The organism is Rhodococcus olei (assembly GCF_039540555.1).
GTDB classification, from domain to species: Bacteria; Actinomycetota; Actinomycetes; order Mycobacteriales; family Mycobacteriaceae; genus Rhodococcus_G; species Rhodococcus_G olei.
Map to the genome: position 1 here is coordinate 1 of NZ_BAABFB010000053.1, position 16,518 is coordinate 16,518.

18 protein-coding genes and 1 pseudogene are annotated in these 16,518 nt (G+C 68.7%); 5 read left to right on the forward strand and 14 right to left on the reverse strand.

All coding sequences use genetic code 11. From position 1 onward, the window contains the following. The 5 genes from ABD951_RS17630 to ABD951_RS17650 all read right to left on the reverse strand — a co-directional run. Positions 1–1,057: IS256 family transposase (locus tag ABD951_RS17630; RefSeq protein ID WP_345347711.1), on the reverse strand; the 1,057-nt coding region annotated here is incomplete at its 3' end. Positions 1,058–1,127: 70 nt separating this feature from the next. After that, a complete protein-coding gene (locus tag ABD951_RS17635; RefSeq protein ID WP_345347714.1) occupies positions 1,128–1,697 on the reverse strand; it encodes an acyl-CoA dehydrogenase family protein in 570 nt (189 codons plus the stop codon). Further along, positions 1,618–2,439: an acyl-CoA dehydrogenase family protein gene (locus ABD951_RS17640; protein WP_345347717.1), complete on the reverse strand. Its 822-nt coding sequence runs from the start codon at positions 2,437–2,439 to the stop codon at positions 1,618–1,620. The genes ABD951_RS17635 and ABD951_RS17640 overlap by 80 nt, the downstream gene beginning before the upstream one ends. A 59-nt stretch (positions 2,440–2,498) precedes the next feature. Further along, entirely contained in the window at positions 2,499–3,245 is a 747-nt protein-coding gene (locus ABD951_RS17645) for an enoyl-CoA hydratase/isomerase family protein (protein ID WP_345347720.1), read from the reverse strand. A gap of 1 nt (position 3,246) precedes the next feature. Then, positions 3,247–3,411 (reverse strand): hypothetical protein, encoded by a 165-nt coding sequence (locus ABD951_RS17650; protein WP_345347723.1) that lies wholly within the window; start codon positions 3,409–3,411, stop codon positions 3,247–3,249. Between the two features lie 158 nt (positions 3,412–3,569). Between ABD951_RS17650 and ABD951_RS17655 the strand changes: the two genes are divergently transcribed. Continuing rightward, on the forward strand, positions 3,570–4,601 hold the full coding sequence (locus ABD951_RS17655) for an aminotransferase-like domain-containing protein (protein ID WP_345347726.1): 1,032 nt from the start codon (positions 3,570–3,572) through the stop codon (positions 4,599–4,601). Between the two features lie 799 nt (positions 4,602–5,400). Here ABD951_RS17655 and ABD951_RS17660 read toward each other — a convergent pair. From ABD951_RS17660 to ABD951_RS17680, 5 genes are all read right to left on the reverse strand, one after another. Further along, complete coding sequence (locus ABD951_RS17660; RefSeq protein ID WP_345347729.1) at positions 5,401–6,237, reverse strand: ABC transporter permease; 837 nt, start codon at positions 6,235–6,237, stop codon at positions 5,401–5,403. Next, the gene (locus ABD951_RS17665) at positions 6,234–7,028 is read right to left on the reverse strand and encodes an ABC transporter ATP-binding protein (RefSeq protein ID WP_345347732.1); all 795 of its coding nucleotides are present in this window, start codon (positions 7,026–7,028) and stop codon (positions 6,234–6,236) included. Before ABD951_RS17665 ends, ABD951_RS17660 begins: the two co-directional genes overlap by 4 nt. A gap of 45 nt (positions 7,029–7,073) precedes the next feature. After that, a complete protein-coding gene (locus ABD951_RS17670) occupies positions 7,074–7,922 on the reverse strand; it encodes a DUF4097 family beta strand repeat-containing protein (RefSeq protein ID WP_345347735.1) in 849 nt (282 codons plus the stop codon). 68 nt (positions 7,923–7,990) lie between these two features. Then, positions 7,991–8,503: a toxin-antitoxin system HicB family antitoxin gene (locus ABD951_RS17675; RefSeq protein WP_345347738.1), complete on the reverse strand. Its 513-nt coding sequence runs from the start codon at positions 8,501–8,503 to the stop codon at positions 7,991–7,993. A gap of 305 nt (positions 8,504–8,808) precedes the next feature. Continuing rightward, complete coding sequence (locus ABD951_RS17680; RefSeq protein WP_345347740.1) at positions 8,809–9,036, reverse strand: hypothetical protein; 228 nt, start codon at positions 9,034–9,036, stop codon at positions 8,809–8,811. A gap of 428 nt (positions 9,037–9,464) precedes the next feature. On the opposite strand from ABD951_RS17680, the gene ABD951_RS17685 reads away from it, so the two are divergent. Then, entirely contained in the window at positions 9,465–9,932 is a 468-nt protein-coding gene (locus tag ABD951_RS17685) for an SRPBCC family protein (protein WP_345347743.1), read from the forward strand. 96 nt (positions 9,933–10,028) lie between these two features. On the opposite strand, the gene ABD951_RS17690 is transcribed toward ABD951_RS17685, so the two are convergent. From ABD951_RS17690 to ABD951_RS17700, 3 genes are all read right to left on the reverse strand, one after another. After that, positions 10,029–10,544, reverse strand: coding sequence for a putative immunity protein (locus ABD951_RS17690; RefSeq protein WP_345347746.1), 516 nt, complete (start codon positions 10,542–10,544; stop codon positions 10,029–10,031). Between the two features lie 265 nt (positions 10,545–10,809). Continuing rightward, on the reverse strand, positions 10,810–11,295 hold the full coding sequence (locus ABD951_RS17695) for an SRPBCC family protein (protein ID WP_345347749.1): 486 nt from the start codon (positions 11,293–11,295) through the stop codon (positions 10,810–10,812). Positions 11,296–11,298: 3 nt separating this feature from the next. After that, complete coding sequence (locus ABD951_RS17700) at positions 11,299–11,640, reverse strand: ArsR/SmtB family transcription factor (protein WP_345347752.1); 342 nt, start codon at positions 11,638–11,640, stop codon at positions 11,299–11,301. Positions 11,641–11,784: 144 nt separating this feature from the next. Between ABD951_RS17700 and ABD951_RS17705 the strand changes: the two are divergent. Further along, a pseudogene (locus tag ABD951_RS17705) lies at positions 11,785–12,417 on the forward strand (DNA alkylation repair protein); the annotation flags it as partial. Between the two features lie 67 nt (positions 12,418–12,484). On the opposite strand, the gene ABD951_RS17710 reads toward ABD951_RS17705, so the two are convergent. Next, positions 12,485–13,081: a TetR/AcrR family transcriptional regulator gene (locus ABD951_RS17710; protein WP_345347755.1), complete on the reverse strand. Its 597-nt coding sequence runs from the start codon at positions 13,079–13,081 to the stop codon at positions 12,485–12,487. Positions 13,082–13,260: 179 nt separating this feature from the next. Here ABD951_RS17710 and ABD951_RS17715 point away from each other — a divergent pair, with 179 nt between their 5' ends. Beyond that, positions 13,261–13,833 carry a pentapeptide repeat-containing protein gene (locus ABD951_RS17715; RefSeq protein ID WP_345347758.1) on the forward strand — a complete coding sequence of 191 codons (573 nt, stop codon included), beginning with the start codon at positions 13,261–13,263 and terminating at the stop codon, positions 13,831–13,833. A gap of 253 nt (positions 13,834–14,086) precedes the next feature. Continuing rightward, positions 14,087–16,414 carry an arylsulfatase gene (locus ABD951_RS17720; protein WP_345347760.1) on the forward strand — a complete coding sequence of 776 codons (2,328 nt, stop codon included), beginning with the start codon at positions 14,087–14,089 and terminating at the stop codon, positions 16,412–16,414. The last annotated feature ends 104 nt before the right edge of the window (positions 16,415–16,518 follow it).

Genomic DNA, 16,518 nt, shown 5'->3' on the forward strand with positions numbered 1-16,518 from the left:
TCTCGGTCGTGGTCGTGTCGCCTGAGGGCCGGTTAACCGATAGGGGATTGTTGGACCAGATCTGCCGCCAGATCTGCTTCGGAAACGCGGTGAAGGCGAGCAGATCCACCCTGGCTGCATCGAGGTGATCGGCGACCCGCGGGAGCTTCTCCGACAAGGCATCGATCACCCGATCATATTGAGCATGAACGGAATCGGCGTCCGGCTGGTCGTAGACCGAGTGCAGGAGCGCTCGCACCCAGGGCCACGAGTTCTTCGGTGTCAGGGACATGAGATTGGTCGAGTAGTGCGTTCGGCAGCGTTGCCACGCGGCCCCGGGCAGGGTGGCGCCGATCGCCGACACGAGGCCGGCGTGCGCGTCGGAGGTCACCAACCGCACCCCGGACAGCCCGCGGGCGACCAGAGACCGGAAGAACGCCAACCAGCCGGCACCGTCCTCGGCGGAGGTCACGTCCAGGCCCAGGATCTCCCGGTAGCCCTCGGCGTTCACCCCGACCGCCACGAGTGCGTGCACGTTCACCACCCGACCGTTCTCCCGGACCTTGAGCACCAGGGCGTCGGCGGCGACGAACGTGTACGGTCCGGCATCCAATGGTCGGCCGCGGAACGCCTCGACCTGGGCGTCGAGGTCCTTGGCCATGACGCTGACCTGGGATTTCGACAGTGAGGTGATGCCGAGGGAATCGACGAGTTTCTCCATCCGTCGGGTCGAGACGCCGAGCAGGTAGCAGGTGGCCACCACCGAGGTCAGGGCACGCTCGGCGCGTTTGCGGCGCTGCAGCAACCAGTCCGGGAAATACGAACCCTGACGCAGCTTGGGGATCGCGACGTCGAGAGTGCCGGCGCGGGTGTCGAAGTCGCGATGCCTGTACCCGTTGCGGCTGTTGACGCGTGCCGCGGAGCGTTCACCGAAACCGGCGCCGCACAGGCTGTCGGCTTCGGCGCCCATGAGCGCGTCGATGAACGTGGACAACAGGCTGCGCAGCAGATCGGGGCTGGCGTCGGTGAGCCGATCGGTCAGGAACTGGTGCAGGTCGATATCGTGGGCAGTGGTCATCGCGTGCTCTTTCGTCGAGTCGAGTTGGTAGCTCTCTCGAAGAATCACGCGATGACCGCCTACTTTCCGGCTACGACACGCCGGTGACGTCCTGATCCGGCTCGTACACCATCGTCATGGACGCAACCACGTCGTACTCGCGGGTGTAGCCGTATCCACCGTGCACCTGGATCGCGAGAGCGTTGGCCTCCAGGCACCACTGCGAGGGCCAACTCTTGGCGATCGGTGTGAGCACGTCCAGGAGCAGCGCCGACCGCTCACGGTCGACGCCGGCCTCGCAGGTCTTGGCGTCGTCGACCAGCAGCGCACAGTAGAGACTCAGCGCGAGCCCACCCTCGACGTAGGATTTCGCCGCCAGAAGCATGCGGCGGACGTCGGTGTGCTCGATGATCGGCACGGGCCCGGGATCCGCGGCGCGAGACGACCGCCCCTGCTCGCGGACCCGCGCGTAGTCGAGGGCGAGCGCGTATCCGGCGGAACCGACTGCAGCGGCGGACAACCCGACACCCACACGCGCTTCGTTCATCATGTGGAACATCTGGCGCAGGCCATCTCCCGGCTCACCGACGATCTGTCCGACGGCCCCTGTTGCCCCGTGCGGCGTGTGGCTGCCGTCGCCGAAGTTGAGTGCCGCGTTCACGGTGCCGCGGTATCCCATCTTGTGGTTCAGACACGGCGACGTCGTTACGCTCCCCTGGTCCGTCCCCGCCGTCGTCGAGGTACTTCGGCACGATGAACAGCGATATTCCGCCGATGCCCGACGGTGCGCCTGCGATGCGGGCCAAGACCAGGTGGATGATGTTGTCGGACAGTTCGTGACCGGCGGCGCCGATCCACATCTTCTGTCCGGTGATCCGGTACGACCCGTCAGGCTGTGGGACCGCGCGGGTGGTGATGTCACTCAGCGACGAACCGGCGTGTGGTTCGGACAGGCACATGGTGCCCAGCGAACGCCCGTCCATCAGCGATGGAACGAACCCCGCGATCTGGGTGGAACTGCCATGCGCGAGAATCAGGTTCGCGACTCCGGATGCCAGGGTCGCGTAGGTGGTGGTACTCACGTTCGCCGCGAAGAAGTGCGCCAGGCACGCCTGCGCCGCGGTGAACGGCATCGACAGGCCGCCCTGGTCGGTGTCGACCGTTGCACCGACCAGACCTGTCTCGGCGAAGGCCGACAACGCCGGTCGGACTTCGTCGTGGACTCGAACCTGCCGACCGTCGAATGTCGGCTCCTCAGCGTCGTTGCGCTTGTTGTGTGGCAGGAACATCGTGGTGGCAATCTGCTCGGACACGTCCAGCATTGCCCTGATCTCATCGGGTTCGTGGTCGGCGTAGGGCTTCCGCTCCAGCAAGTGATCCAGACGGAGCCAGTCGAACAGCATGAACTCGAGGTTCTCACGCGAAACACGCTGGGTGGACGCGATCTGTGTGCGCGACATCATCACTTCTTCCGGTGGAGGGATCCGGCAAGGCGGTCGGCCGCGTCCGCCGGCAGGCCGAACGGGAGATCTCGCTCCAGCGACAGCGCCTGAGACCGATCGAGCGTGCGACTCTGGGCGTACAGGCGTTTCGCAATCTGGTTCGCACCAGCAGAATTGGCGGCAATCTCGGCTGTGAGTGCGGCGACGGCGGTGTCGAGTTCGTCGTCGGCGACGGCGCGGTTGACCAATCCGATCGCCGCCGCGTCGATACCCGAGATGCGGCGACCGGTGAAGGTGAGTTCCTTCGCCCGCGCGTACCCGACACGTTCGGGCAGCCGGACCGACATGCCCCACACCGGGACCAACCCCCACTGTCCATGGGTGTCGCCGAGCGACGCGGTCTCGGTGGCGAGGAGGATGTCACAGCCCAGCGCCAGTTCGAGCCCTCCGGTCAGACAGTGTCCTCGGATCGCCGCGACCGTCGGCATCGGCAGGGACTCCAGGGCGTCGATCGTCTCGGCCTCGTGGTACCGAGCGTCACCCTCTCCGTCGCCGTCGGCCAGCGCGTCGAGTGAGTGCCCCGCCGAGAACGAGCGGCCGGCACCGGTGAGCACGACGCAGGCGATGTTGCCCTGGCCGGCGACGGTGTCGATCGCGGCCCGGAGTTCCTCGAACGTCTGCGCGGTCAGGGCATTCAGCTTCCGCGGATTGTTCAGTGTGATCGTGGCGACCGATTCGACTTCGGTCAGAAGGACGAGTGGTTCCATGTCAGTTCTTCCGTGTGGAGGACCGGTCGACGAACGACTCGATCGCGGAGTTCACCACGGGTGTGTGTGTGAGGTTGACGATGTGCGTTCCGCCCGAGAGGGGCGGTCCGTCGCCTCCGCTGTCGATGTAGCTGATCCGCTGGCCGTTCACCGTGACAACCGGCATCGGAATTCCCTTTCCGGGTGGACTGGTCGGGTGATACCTGACGTGTCAGTATCACGTTCGTGAACTCACGATATGGCGGCTCGGAACGGCACCAAAGGTCCAATTCGACGGTCGAATTTCGGACCAATCTCACCCTGCCTGTCAACGTGGATCGATCCGTGCCCGGTCGGACGCTGGGTGCACAGATCGCCGAGCAGATTCGCGGCCTGATCGAGTCCGGTGGCCTACCGGAGGGAAGCGGGCTTCCCCCGACACGGCAGCTGGCACAGTCGCTCGGCGTGTCTCGTGGCGTGGTCGTCGACGCTTACGAGCGCCTGCGGGCCGCCGGATTCGCCGAAGCGACGGTCGGCGGGTACACGCGCGTCGTCACGCCCGGTCCGTCGAGCGTGTCGCAGCGTGCGAGCGCGGGTTCCCGGCCGCACACGTGGCGCGTCGACCTGAACCCGGAAGTTCCTGATATCGCGACATTTCCGCGCGCCGCATGGCGCGAGAGCCTCGAGTACGGACTGAAGTCGCAACCCACCTACGGTTTGGACTACCGGTCACAGCGCGGACTACCGGCACTACGGGAAGCATTGGCCGCCCATCTCGCTCGGAGCCGCAGGCTGCGAGTGGAGCCCGAGGACCTGGTGCTGTGCAGTGGCTATCGACAAGCCGCGCTGATCCTCGCCGGCGCACTGCACGAGAACGGTGTGTCGACCCTGGCGACACCGCGCGTCGGGCACCCGGTCAACGGCGTCCTGTTGCCCGAGACACCACTTCGGCTACGGTGGCTCGACGTCGACACGGCGGGCCTCGCGATCGAGAGCACCCTCGATGCCACCGGAACCGCGGTGATGGTCAACCCCGTGCATCAATTTCCTTTGGGGACACGCCTGTCCGCGGAACGCACGCAGGCTCTGACCGCATCGGGCCTGTGGATCATCGAGGATGATTCGAATACCCTTCTCGAGCACGACAACACGATCACGCCGGCTCTGCAGGGCACCCGCAGCGACAGGACGATCTACGTCGGTTCACTCAGCCGCGCCCTGGCCCCCGGAATCCGCCTGGGGTTCATCGTGGCGCCCCCGCGATTCGACGCGCCGCAGCGCGCACCGCGGGCCTGTGGGGTGTTGCGCCTTCGGCGATCGAACAAGCCGCGCTCGCGCATTTCATCGGCAGCGGAGCGCTGGATCAACACCTTGTGAAGCTCCGCAAGCGATACCGGCGAAAGGCACAGGAGTTGCGCGCGGCACTCTCGTCCACCCTGCCCGACGCGCACGCAGTGTTCCCCTCGAGCGGTTTTCACGCGCTGCTCGAACTCACCGACACCACCGAGGCCGCCGTCGCCGAGCACGCCGCGCGCAGGGGCGTCCGGGTCCGGGGGCTCGGCGAGCACGTCCTGCAGGGCGCTCCCATGCCTCCCGCACTCGTGCTCGGCTACGGATCGGTCGGCCGAACAGCACTGCCGTCCGTGGTCGCCGATCTCCGCGACTCCATCGAAGCCGCACGGTCGACATCGCCCACTCCGAATCGGACCCCGCGAGGACGGTCCCAGGGGTTTCGGAGGCAGCCACCGCACCGCGTCCGGGTCGTCGGAGTGGTGACACGAATCGGCGCTCGTTCACGATGTAACCAGTAGGGGCACGAAATCGGGAGGGGGTGAGGATGATGGGTTCCGCCGCAATCGACTTCAACGTGGCTTTTCAGGCGTTCCTACACTGGCTCAGTGTCATGTTCGGGATCGGTGGAGGCGTCGGCGTTCACTGACCAGTCGAGTGATCGGCTCCCGCATCGGGGGTCGATCACCGATGATGCACGGGTTTCGGTCAGGCCGCTGCCGCGACGCTCGATGAATCACGGGACTGAATCTTCCAGCGCCCGTGTACTTTGCGAGCCAACGGACACGGTTCGCCGCTGCACCGAAGGCTCCGCCACCCACGAGCTGTCGGGGCCGCACCGGGAAGTTCCCGGTGCGGCCCCGACAGCCGGTGGGTGGCGGAGCACTCAGAGACGACGCTCGCGACGGTAGAGCGAGCGTGCCCACGCGTAGCCGGCCGCGCCGAGCACCACACACCAGCCGACGGCCTGCGCCGCCACCGCGGCCTCCAGCCCCGCGCCGCCGGCGAGCAGCCCGCGCGCGGTCTCGATGATCGGCGTGAACGGCTGGTACTCCGCGAACCAGCGCACCGCCGTCGGCATGGTCTCCACCGGCACGAAACCGCTGCCCAGGAACGGCAGGAGCAGGAGGATCATCGGCGCGTTGCTCGCCGTCTCCACGCTCCGCGCGTTCAGCCCCAGCGCGACGCAGATCCAGCTGAGGGCGAGCCCCAGCAGCACGAACAGGCCCAGCAGAGCGAACCAGTCGAGCACGCCGGCGTCGGGCCGGTAGCCCATCGCGAGTGCCGCGCCGAGCACGAGGACGAGCGCCGCCAGCGCCTGCAGGACCGTGCCGAGCACCTGCCCGGACAGCACGGACCCCGGCGAGATCGCCATCGTCTTGAACCGGGCCGTGATTCCGCCGGCGGCGTCCATCGCGGCGCTGATGGCGACCGACTGGCCGGCCCCGACCACGGTGAGGATCAGCAGCGTGGGCGTGATGTAGGCGAGGTAGGCCGCGCGACCGTCCGCCCCGGGGGCGACCCCGGGCGCCACGCCCGCCCCGAAGGCCCCGCCGAAGACGTACACGAACAGCAGCAGCATCACCAACGGGCCGGCGACGAGGAACATCGTGAGCCCCGGGTAGCGCTTCGCCCGAAGGAGGTTGCGGCGCAGCATCGTGACGACATCGGCGGCGGGGCGGACGTGCACGCTCGGGGGCGCGGTGACGGCGACGGCGGTCATCGGAGGTTCTCCTTGTCGTTCGCGGGGGCGGGGTCGGTGGGCGATTCGGTCAGCGCGAGGAACACGTCGTCGAGCGAGCCGGTGTCGTGCGCGGACTTGAGCTCCGCCGGCGTTCCCTCGGCGACGATCCGGCCGCCGTTCAGCACGGCGACGGAGTCGGCGAGCTGATCGGCCTCCTCGAGGTACTGGGTGGTGAGCAGGATCGTGGTGCCGTCGGCCACGAGGGCACGAACCTCGTCCCACAGGGTGCGACGGCTGCGCGGGTCGAGGCCCGTGGTCGGCTCGTCGAGGAAGACGACCGACGGCGCCCCGACGAGCGTCATCGCGAGGTCGAGCTTGCGCCGCATGCCGCCGGAGTAGGTCGAGACGGGCTTGGCCGCCGCCTCGGCGAGGCCGAAGCGCTCGAGCAGCGCCGTCGTCCGGCGGCGCCCGTCGGCCCGCCCGAGATGGTTGAGATCGGCCATCAGGCGCAGGTTCTCGGTGCCCGTGAGCAGGTCGTCGACGGCGGTGATCTGGCCGGTCACACCGATCGCGGCCCGCACCGCCTGCGGCTCGCGGGCCACGTCGTGGCCGGCGACCCGGACGATGCCGGCGTCGGCGGCGAGCAGGGTGCTCAGGACGCCGACGGTCGTGGTCTTGCCCGCACCGTTGGGGCCGAGCAGCGCGGTCACGGTGCCGGCGGGGACGACGAGATCGACCCCGTCGAGCACGAGCTGCTCACCGGACTTCGACGTGTAGGACTTGCGCAGGCCGGCGACCTCGATCGCGGGCCCGCGGACAGCGGCGGTCATGGGTTCTCCTTCGATGGCGTGGTGCCGGTTGGGTCCGGGTGGGGATCAGGTGTGCGGACGTCGCACGACGACGTCGCCGAAGCTGGTGTTGGCGCGCACCTCGACGGTCCGGTCGTTCTCGTCGGGGCCGGTGGCGTCCTGCAGGAGGTTGCGGACCGTGCCGTGCTGCGAGGCCGCGTCGAGCCACGCGGCGGTTCCGGCGGGCACCCCGACCTCGATTGCGCCGTATGAGGTTTCGAGCTGGACGCGGCCGCTCGTGGCCTGCTCGACCCGGATGCTTCCGTGTGCGCACCGCACGTCGGTCTCGCCGAGCGACCGTTCGATCGTGATCGCCCCGTGCGCGCCGTTCACGCGCAGGCTGCCTGCGGACTGCCCGATCTCCGTGGCGCCGTTCGGAACCTTGATGACGGCGTTCCCGTCGAGCTCGCGGATCCGCACCCCGCCTGCGGTGGCGACGATCTCGGCGGAGTCGAGGGCGTGCCCCACGACCACGGAGCCCGCCGACGCGCGGAGCTCGAGCCGGCCGACCTCGTCGATCCGGATGTCGCCGGCCCGGCTCGTGAACGTGCACGGTCCGAGCCGTCCCTGGGTGAACAACGGGCCGACGGTCTTGCCCTCCAGGGCGGATCCGGTCGGCAGCTCGATCGTGACGTCCACGGATCCGCCGCCGAACGGGGCGAAGGAGCGCCACGACTTGGCCGTCTGCACCGTGAGGGTGCCGTCGTGGAGGTCGACACGGGCCTCGTCGGCGACCTTGACGTCGCCGGACTTGCCCGGGTCGCTCGGCCGGACGGTGACCACGGTGTCGGTGCGATCGCTCGCGACGACGTTGACGGTGCCGACGGCGACGTCGACGGCGATCGTGATCGGTTCTGGGGTCGCGAAAGTAGGCATGGTGAGTCCTCGGGGTGTGGTGTCGGCCCCTGCGTGCGGGGCGCGGATGTGTGTTCGGGGTTGGGGGGTCAGCGCACCCAACCGGTCAGCCGACCGGAGGTGCCGGGGTTGCGCGGTGTCGCGCGGGACGGTGTCGCGGGCTGGAGCGCGGCCGCGACCGCGCGCACGAGCCAGGTGTTGACGGACACGCCCTCGCGAGCCGCGGCCGCCTCGACCTGCGCCTTGAGCTGGTCGGGAAGACGGAGCGTGGTGCGGGAGGTGCTGACGTCGTCGGGGTCGAGAACCGTGGGCCGCGGGGGCTCTGCTGTCGCCGGCTCCGCGTCCTCGTATGCCGTGGCCGGGGCGGGGGTGACGACGAACTCCGGGTCGCGACCCCGCAGGCGCACGTCGACTGCGCCGGGGGCGAGCTCGACGGTGATCTCGTTCGCCGCGGTGGAGAGCGCCTCGAGCAACACGAGTCGGACGGCGGCGTCGAGCGGGGCCGTCAGGCGGTCGGCGAGCTCACGTGCCTCGCCCCCGCCGGCGGCGGCTGCGGTGGCGAGCTGGTTCTGCAGCTCGTCTACATATCTCGTCAAATCCATGACACCACTATGACACCATGAATGGTGTCGCGCAAGCGTTTGGGTGTCATACACGACACCATCGTGGCGTCAGAACGGCACACGACGGATGAATGCGCAGGTCACGGCAACCTTCGACTCGTGCGGACGAACACGTGGGCGAGCCGGCCACGGGCGCTGCCGAGACGAGCCGGACCACGATGACACCACCGGACGCCACCGTGACACCACGAGTGATGCGACGACACGATGCGCCCCCGAGACCGACGAGCACCGACTACGCCGTGGGACGGACCGTACGGGGTCCGAATCGGAAGGGAGCTGGTTCAGTCGGCGGTGAAGTCGATCGGCAGGCGGGCGTTGGACCGTGTGGTGACGACGCAGGTGCCGAGGGGACCGACGCGGTCGTACAGGGTGGCGGTCCCGATCGAGATACCGCCAGAGGCGACAGCACCGTCGGATCGCAGGCCGAGCTCGTACCCGAGCGGAAGCCGCGACAGGGTGAGGGTCACGTCGGTGTTGATGTATCCGGCGCCGTGCGAGCCCCTGACCATCCTTCCCCTCCCAGAGACCTCTTCCACACTCGAACCTGGACCGCGCTAGAGGACCCGAACTGCCGTCGGGGCCGAGTGCAACGACCCCGTCGAGGCTCGTTCCGCAGAGGGTGCAGGCCGCGCGATTCGCCGGTCGGCCCTCGGGGTGGACGCTCTCGTCGTGTCGAAAGTGCCCGAACCGGCATGCGCGGTCACCACACCGATCGCAGCCCGGCGAATCGCGGCGGGTGCCGCCGGACAACCAACGCGGCGTGCTGTCGGTTTCGCAAACGTCCTTGGAGCACCGGAGTATTCAGGGCGACCGAACACTCGGAGCCGACGAGGCCCGGCCCAGGCCGTCACACCGAGTGGCTACCCTGTCGGGAACACTCTTCGCCCGGTGCCTGCACACACTCATCGCGGGGCCGGCCAGAACATCGGGGGCAGTCATGGGCTACGCGTCCTTCACCAACTGGCGACGACTGGAAGGCGACCCGGACCTCATCTGGCACGCATTCACCCACCCGGCAGAAACGGAGCTGTACGAAGCCCACAGGACGGAAACCGTGCTGGGGCACGACTTCACGATGGCGGCGGGGCACGGCTGGGACAGCAAGCACGGCGCGGAATGCGACTTCGACGTCGTCCGATGGACCATCACCCGGCACGTGCCGAACGAGGTGTTCGAGTTCTCCGGCACGCAGCGGGGCATCCGGCAGGACGTCCTGCTCACCATGGAACCGGCCGACGGCGGCCACATCGTGACCGAGACCATCCGCTTCCGTCCGGCGCTGGCCGGCAAGCCGGGCACGCAACTGCTGTCCTGGCTGCTCCTGGCCACCGGACTGCTGGCCAAGGTCGGCGACGACCACGGCGAGAATCTCGATCTGCTCGAACAGCACATCGCGGCCGAGTAGCGGAGCTCGCGACCTGCGCACGCACAGGCCGACGATCCGACCAGCTGTCCGGGACGAACTCGATGCGCTCGCGCGCGGCTGCGGCACCCCGACGCGTCAGAAGTCGAACACCGACCAGCAGATGTCGTTCCGCAACCGCTGGTCGTCGAGGACCAGTTCGCGAATGCCCTCCGGGAGTTGGTCACGCTGCCATTGGCACTCGAGGCGCCCCGCGGCCTCGCCCTCGCCATCCGGCGCGGCGGCACGTACGGCCTTGATCGCGTAGGCGGCCGCACCGAGCTCGTGCGCGGCGACGTGTGCGACGACCCCGGCCTGGCCGGCGGCGTACGCCGCATGCCGCGCGGCCCCACGCAGGTCCCTGGCCGCACCCATCGCATGGCCACCGGCCGTGCGCGCCTGGGTCATCGTGATCTCGCCGCGCGCCCAGGCGCGGGCGTGCTCGATCGCCTGACGCGGCCGCGGATCCTCCGGCCGAACCGATTCGAAGAGGCCCAGGACGTGCTCCGCGCACGATGCCGCCCAGAGGGCGAGGAGATGGTGATCCGGATCGGTGAGGGTCCCCCCACGGCGGATCGTCACGAAGCGAGGGTCCCGGACCTTCGGGAGGATCATGGTTGGCACTCCTTCTGGTTGCGTCCGCCCGACGCGATGTGACGACCCGGAAGATGACGCACACGAATCACACTCGCGGCAAACATCTTTCGACCTACTCGCGACGGTGAACGCAATCCGCCCGCGCCCCTGCCTCCGAACCGGAGTGTGATCCCATCGCCTCGACAACCTCCCGATCGTGCCACGACATCGGCCGGGACCCCGGATCTCGCGGCGCCACGGCCGGCCGCCCCGAGGGTCCGGGACGGTCGGCCGCGACGCGGCGTCACGAGGCGATCAGCTCGTCGATCTGGTTGATCGCCGACGACGCACCCTCGACCACACCCATGTCCAGCACCTGCTGCAACGCGTCGGCCGACTCGAACGTGCTCACATAGGTCGCGCGGGTGCCGCCGTCGTGCTCGGCGAAGGTGTAGACGTTCGTGGAGACCGGCAGCGCCGGATTGGGGTTGAAGTCCTGGTCGGCGAAGCCGTCGACGAAGGAGAAGCTCGCCGGCTCGTCGACGGCCGTGATCTGCCAGTACCCGGCGTGCTTGTCGCCTTCCGGGCCGGTCATGAAGTACGTCATGCGGCCGCCGGGAGTGAGATCGTGCTCGACCACGGTCGCCGGGTAGGACGGCGGACCCCAGATCTTCTCCAGCTGACGCGGATCGGCGTAGACCTGCCAGATCCGCTCCACCGGCGCGGCGAAGTCGGCCACGATGGTCAGGGTCAGGTTGTCGAGGTCGTGACGGACGTCGGTCACAGGCATGGTTCAGTCCTCCTTGGTCGAGTCGAATGCAATGAGTTCGTCGATGCGGGCGATGCGGCCGCGCCACACCTGCTCCAGCTCGGTGAGCATGGATGCCACCGACCGCACCGCCGCCACGTCACCGCTGGCCAGCTGCTCCCGACCGCTGCGTCGTTTGGTGAGCAGGCCGGCCTTCTCCAGCACGGCAACGTGCTTCTGGACCGCGGCGAAGCTCATCTCGTACTTCGCCGCGAGCGCGGAAACCGAGTGCTCCCCGGCCAGCACCCGGCGCAGGATGTCGCGCCGGGTCCGGTCGGCGAGCGCGTGGAACAGGGCGTCCGCCCGGTCCTCGTCGTCTCCGTTCACGAGACAAACATACAACCAATCAGTTGTATGTTGTCAAGGCCTTGTCGTGATGCCAACCGGGCACCGCCGACGTACCCGCGGCTCGTAGGCTGGTGCGCACCTGACGAACAGGAGGCTGGGGTGGCCGAGACGGTGGCCGGAGTGATGGCCGAACTGGCCGCGCTCGAGGATCCGAAGATGCGTGCGGTGAACGAGAAGCACGGTGACGATCACGGCGTGAACCTCGGCACACTCCGCGTGCTCGCGAAGCAGCTGAAGACGCAGCCGGGACTGGCCCGCGAACTCTGGGACACGGGCGACACGGCGGCGCGACTGCTGTCGATCCTGATCTGCCGACCGAAGGCGTTCGACCGTGACCAGCTGGACGCCATGGTGCGCGAGGCGCGCACGCCCAAGGTGCACGACTGGCTCGTGAACTACGTGGTGAAGAAGAACCCACACTCCGACGAGCTACGCGTGGCCTGGCTCTCGGATCCGGATCCCGTGGTCGCGAGCGGCGGCTGGGCGCTGACCACCGAACGTGTGGCGCGGAAACCCGAGGGCCTCGACCTCGCGGAGCTGCTCGACATCATCGAGGCACAGATGAAGGACACACCGGACCGCCTGCAGTGGGCGATGAACCACTGCCTGGCGCAGATCGGGATCGAGCACGCCGAATACCGAACCCGCGCAATCGACATCGGTGAGCGACTGAGAGTGCGCGAGGACTACCCGACTCCCCCGAACTGCACGTCCCCGTACGCACCGGTCTGGATCACCGAGATGGTGCGCCGCCGAAACTACGGGCAGGAAGGGCGCCCTCCACCGAGGCACCGGGCAACCCGGATCCCGGAAGGTGGAAACCTCAGCGTGGAGCCAGGTTTCGCAGTGCCAGGTCGAGAACACGCGGCATGTCCCCGGCATCGTGACCCGACCCGGTCAGGCACCCCTGTTCCCCGACAAGATGATTGGCCATCGCCAGCCCGTGCAGCAGCACCCACAGGAGCGGACCGACTTCCCGAACGTCGCCGGCGACGATGGTGCCGTCGCGCTGCGCCTCGACGACGAGTTCGCGGAAGTACCGGTTGAAGTCGCCGGCGGCGTCGACCAGCACCCGACTCGGCGTGATCACGTGGTCGCCGCCGAACTCGAGCCGGTAGTGGTTCGGACGCTCCCAGGCGACGCGGACGTAGGCGAGGCACGCGCGGAACAGCGGGGTGGCGGCGGTCGCGGTGTCCGCGACGGCACGCTGCATCTCCGCCTTCAGGAAGGCCAGGTTCTCGGCGGCCACCGTGCTGAGCAGGTCGTCCTTGTCCCGGAAGTGGCGATACGGCGCCGTCCGTGACACGCCTGCCGCCGCGCCGACCGCTCGCAGCGTGACGTTGGCCGGCCCGCCCCGGGCCAAGAGGTCGCCGGCCACGGAGATCAGGGCGCGGCGGGTGTCCCGCGTTCGTTCCTGCACGTCACGAGCATAGGAGGAGGTTGACGCTGTCAACAGACCGAGATAGGTTGACGCCGTCAACTTGCCGCCGCCGTCCGGCTGCGCTCGGAACTCCCCGCCTGGCCACCGGAGCAGGTCGGACCGGACCGCCGATCCGGCCGGGGCACCCGGCCGCCGCGATCGCCCTACCCGGGAGCTCCATGACGTCGACATCACAGACGAATCGCCTCGACCTGCTCCGCTCGGATGTCGCGGCCTGGAATTCCCAACGGGCGGCTGGAAACTCGGTGATCGGCAGCCTCGCCGACACCGATCTGACGGGCACGAACCTGGTGGGCGCGGACCTGGCGGGCGTGGACCTCACCGGCGCCGACCTGTCGGGAGCCGACCTCACGGATGCCATCCTCGCCGGGGCGAACCTGACCTCCACCGAGTTCGTCGGCGCCGTCCTGGTGCGGGCCGATCTCACCGGCGCGGTCGCGCACGACGCCAACTTCACCGGCGCATATCTCACCCGGGCCGTCCTACGCGGCGCCGACCTGACGATGGCCTACCTGACGTCGACCTTCCTCGGCCACGCGGACCTCGCGGGAGCGGACCTCTCCGCCGCCTACATGACCGGCGCCTACCTCGGCGGCGCCACTCTGACCGGCGCCACCCTGACCGGCGCCTACCTGGGCAGGGCCAACCTGACCGGCGCGACCATCGCCACCGCCCTGGACGGCGCCGATCTCACCGCGGCCACCATGCCGGACGGCACCGTCCTCGACTGACCGACCGCGATCGGCGACTCGTGCGCCGGTCGGCGGCCACTTCGCCGCTGCGGATCGACGACCGGTCGACCTGGCGGACTTTCGGCGGGTCGTCCCTCGTAGTGAGGGTGTCCGCCCTCGCCGATCGCGGCGACCGGCACCGCGACGCTGCGGTGGATATGCCGCATTCATCGGCTGCGCCGGAGTAGGTTGCCGATTGGCTGGGCGGTAACCCGTTGAGACACAGCGGATCGCCCGCGGAGGGAGCGGAGACATGCGAACTGGATTCGGGACCGATGCGATACCGGGTGGCGAGACGCTCCCGTTCCCGCCACCGCGGTCGGGGAGCATCGCCGGCCGCACGATGCAGGAGTCGGTGTACAGCCCTGATCCGAAGGCCCGCCGCCTTCCGGCTGACACGCCGAACATTCTCGTCGTCCTGATCGACGACGCGGGTCCCGGCCTGCCGAGCGGTTTCGGCGGCGAGGTGAACACCCCGACCCTCGACCGGATGCTCGGTGAGGGGATCAGCTACAACCGTTTCCACACCACCGCGATGTGCTCACCGACGCGCGCGTCGCTGCTGACCGGCCGCAACCACCACCGCGTCGGTAACGGGCAGATCGCCGAACTCGCCAACGACTGGGACGGATACTCCGGCCACATCCCCAAGTCCAGCGCGACCGGCGCCGAGGTGCTGCGCCAGTACGGATACACCACCGCCGCGTTCGGGAAGTGGCACAACACTCCCGCCGAGGAAACCACCGCGGCCGGGCCGTTCGACAACTGGCCCACCGGTGTCGGATTCGACTACTTCTACGGATTCCTCGCCGGTGAGGCCTCCCAGTACGAGCCGAACCTGGTGCGCAACACCACCGTCGTGCTGCCGCCGAAGACCCCCGGAGAGGGCTACCACCTCAGCGAGGACCTCGCCGACGACGCGATCGGATGGCTGCGCCGGCACAAGGCGCTCGACGCCGACCGGCCGTTCTTCATGTACTGGGCCAGCGGCTGCCTGCACGGACCGCACCACATCATGAAGGAGTGGGCGGACCGCTACGCCGGCAAGTTCGACGACGGCTGGGATGCCTACCGGGAACGGGTCTTCGCCCGGGCCAAGGAGAAGGGCTGGATCCCGCCGGAGGCGGAGCTGACCGACCGCGACCCCACGATGCCGGCGTGGGACGACATCCCCGACGACGAGAAGCCGTTCCAACGCCGGCTGATGGAGGTCGCCGCCGGCTTCGCCGAACACTGCGACGTCCAGGTCGGGCGGCTGTTCGACGAACTCGACGACCTCGGCTACCGCGACAACACCCTCGTTCTCTACATCTGGGGCGACAACGGCTCGTCCGGTGAGGGGCAGAACGGCACCATCAGCGAACTCCTCGCCCAGAACGGCATCCCGACGACCACCGCCCAGCACATCGCCGCGCTCGACGAACTCGGCGGGCTCGACGTGCTCGGCTCCCCGAAAACCGACAACATGTACCACGCCGGATGGGCGTGGGCCGGCAGCACGCCCTACAAGGGCATGAAGCTGCTCGCCTCCCACCTCGGCGGCACCCGCAACCCCATGGTCGCCCGGTGGCCCGCGAAGATCACCCCAGACGCGACCCCGCGAACCCAGTTCCTGCACTGCAACGACCTGGTACCGACGTTCTACGACATCATCGGCATCACGCCGCCGCGGACGGTGCACGGGATCCAGCAGGACCCGATCGACGGCGCCAGCTTCGCGCCCACCCTGATCGACCGGGACACGAAGGCCGGCAAGCTGACCCAGTACTTCGAGATCATGGGCAGCCGCGCGATCTACCACGACGGGTGGATGGCGTCGGCGTTCGGCCCCCGCGCACCGTGGTTGCCCGGAGTACCCGGCGGCATCCGCGACTGGAGCCCCGACGACGACACCTGGGAGCTCTACAACCTCGACGAGGACTGGACCCAGAACCGCGACCTCGCCCAGCAGCATCCCGAGAAGCTCGCCCAACTACGGGAGATCTTCGCGATCGAGGCGGCCAAGAACAACGCCCTGCCCGTCGGCGGCGGGCTCTGGGTGGCCGCCATCCATCCCGAGCAACGCATCACCACCCCCTACACGAGTTGGGAGTTCACCGGCGACGTCGTCCGGATGCCCGAGTTCTGCGCCCCCGCGCTCGGAAACAGGGGCAACCGGGTCACCGTCGACCTGACCGTCCCCGATCGGGCGAGCGGCGTCCTCTACGCCCTCGGCGGCAACGGCGGCGGTCTGACGTGCTTCATGGACGACGGGTACCTCTGCTACGAGTACAACCTGTTCATCCTGATGCGCACCAAGATGCGCTCGGCGGAACCGCTGTCCCCGGGCAGGCACACCATCGAGGTGTTCACGGACTATGCCGAGGCTCGCCCCGGCGGCCCGCTGAACGTGAGCGTGAGCGTCGACGGTCAACCGGTCGGCAAGACCACCGTGCCGGTCAGCGCGCCGCTGCTGTTCACCGCCAACGACTGCCTCGACATCGGCACCTGCCTCGGCTCCCCCGTCTCCCTCGACTACTACGATCGCGCCCCGTTCGCGTTCGACGGAACCATCGACAAGGTGACCGTCGAATACACCTGACACCGCCCGATCGATACCCGCACCTCGGCGCCATGTCCACGCGGACATGGCGCCGAGTGCTGCGTGAGGCGGGCGCCGGGATGCTCCGACGGGTCGGGGTCGTT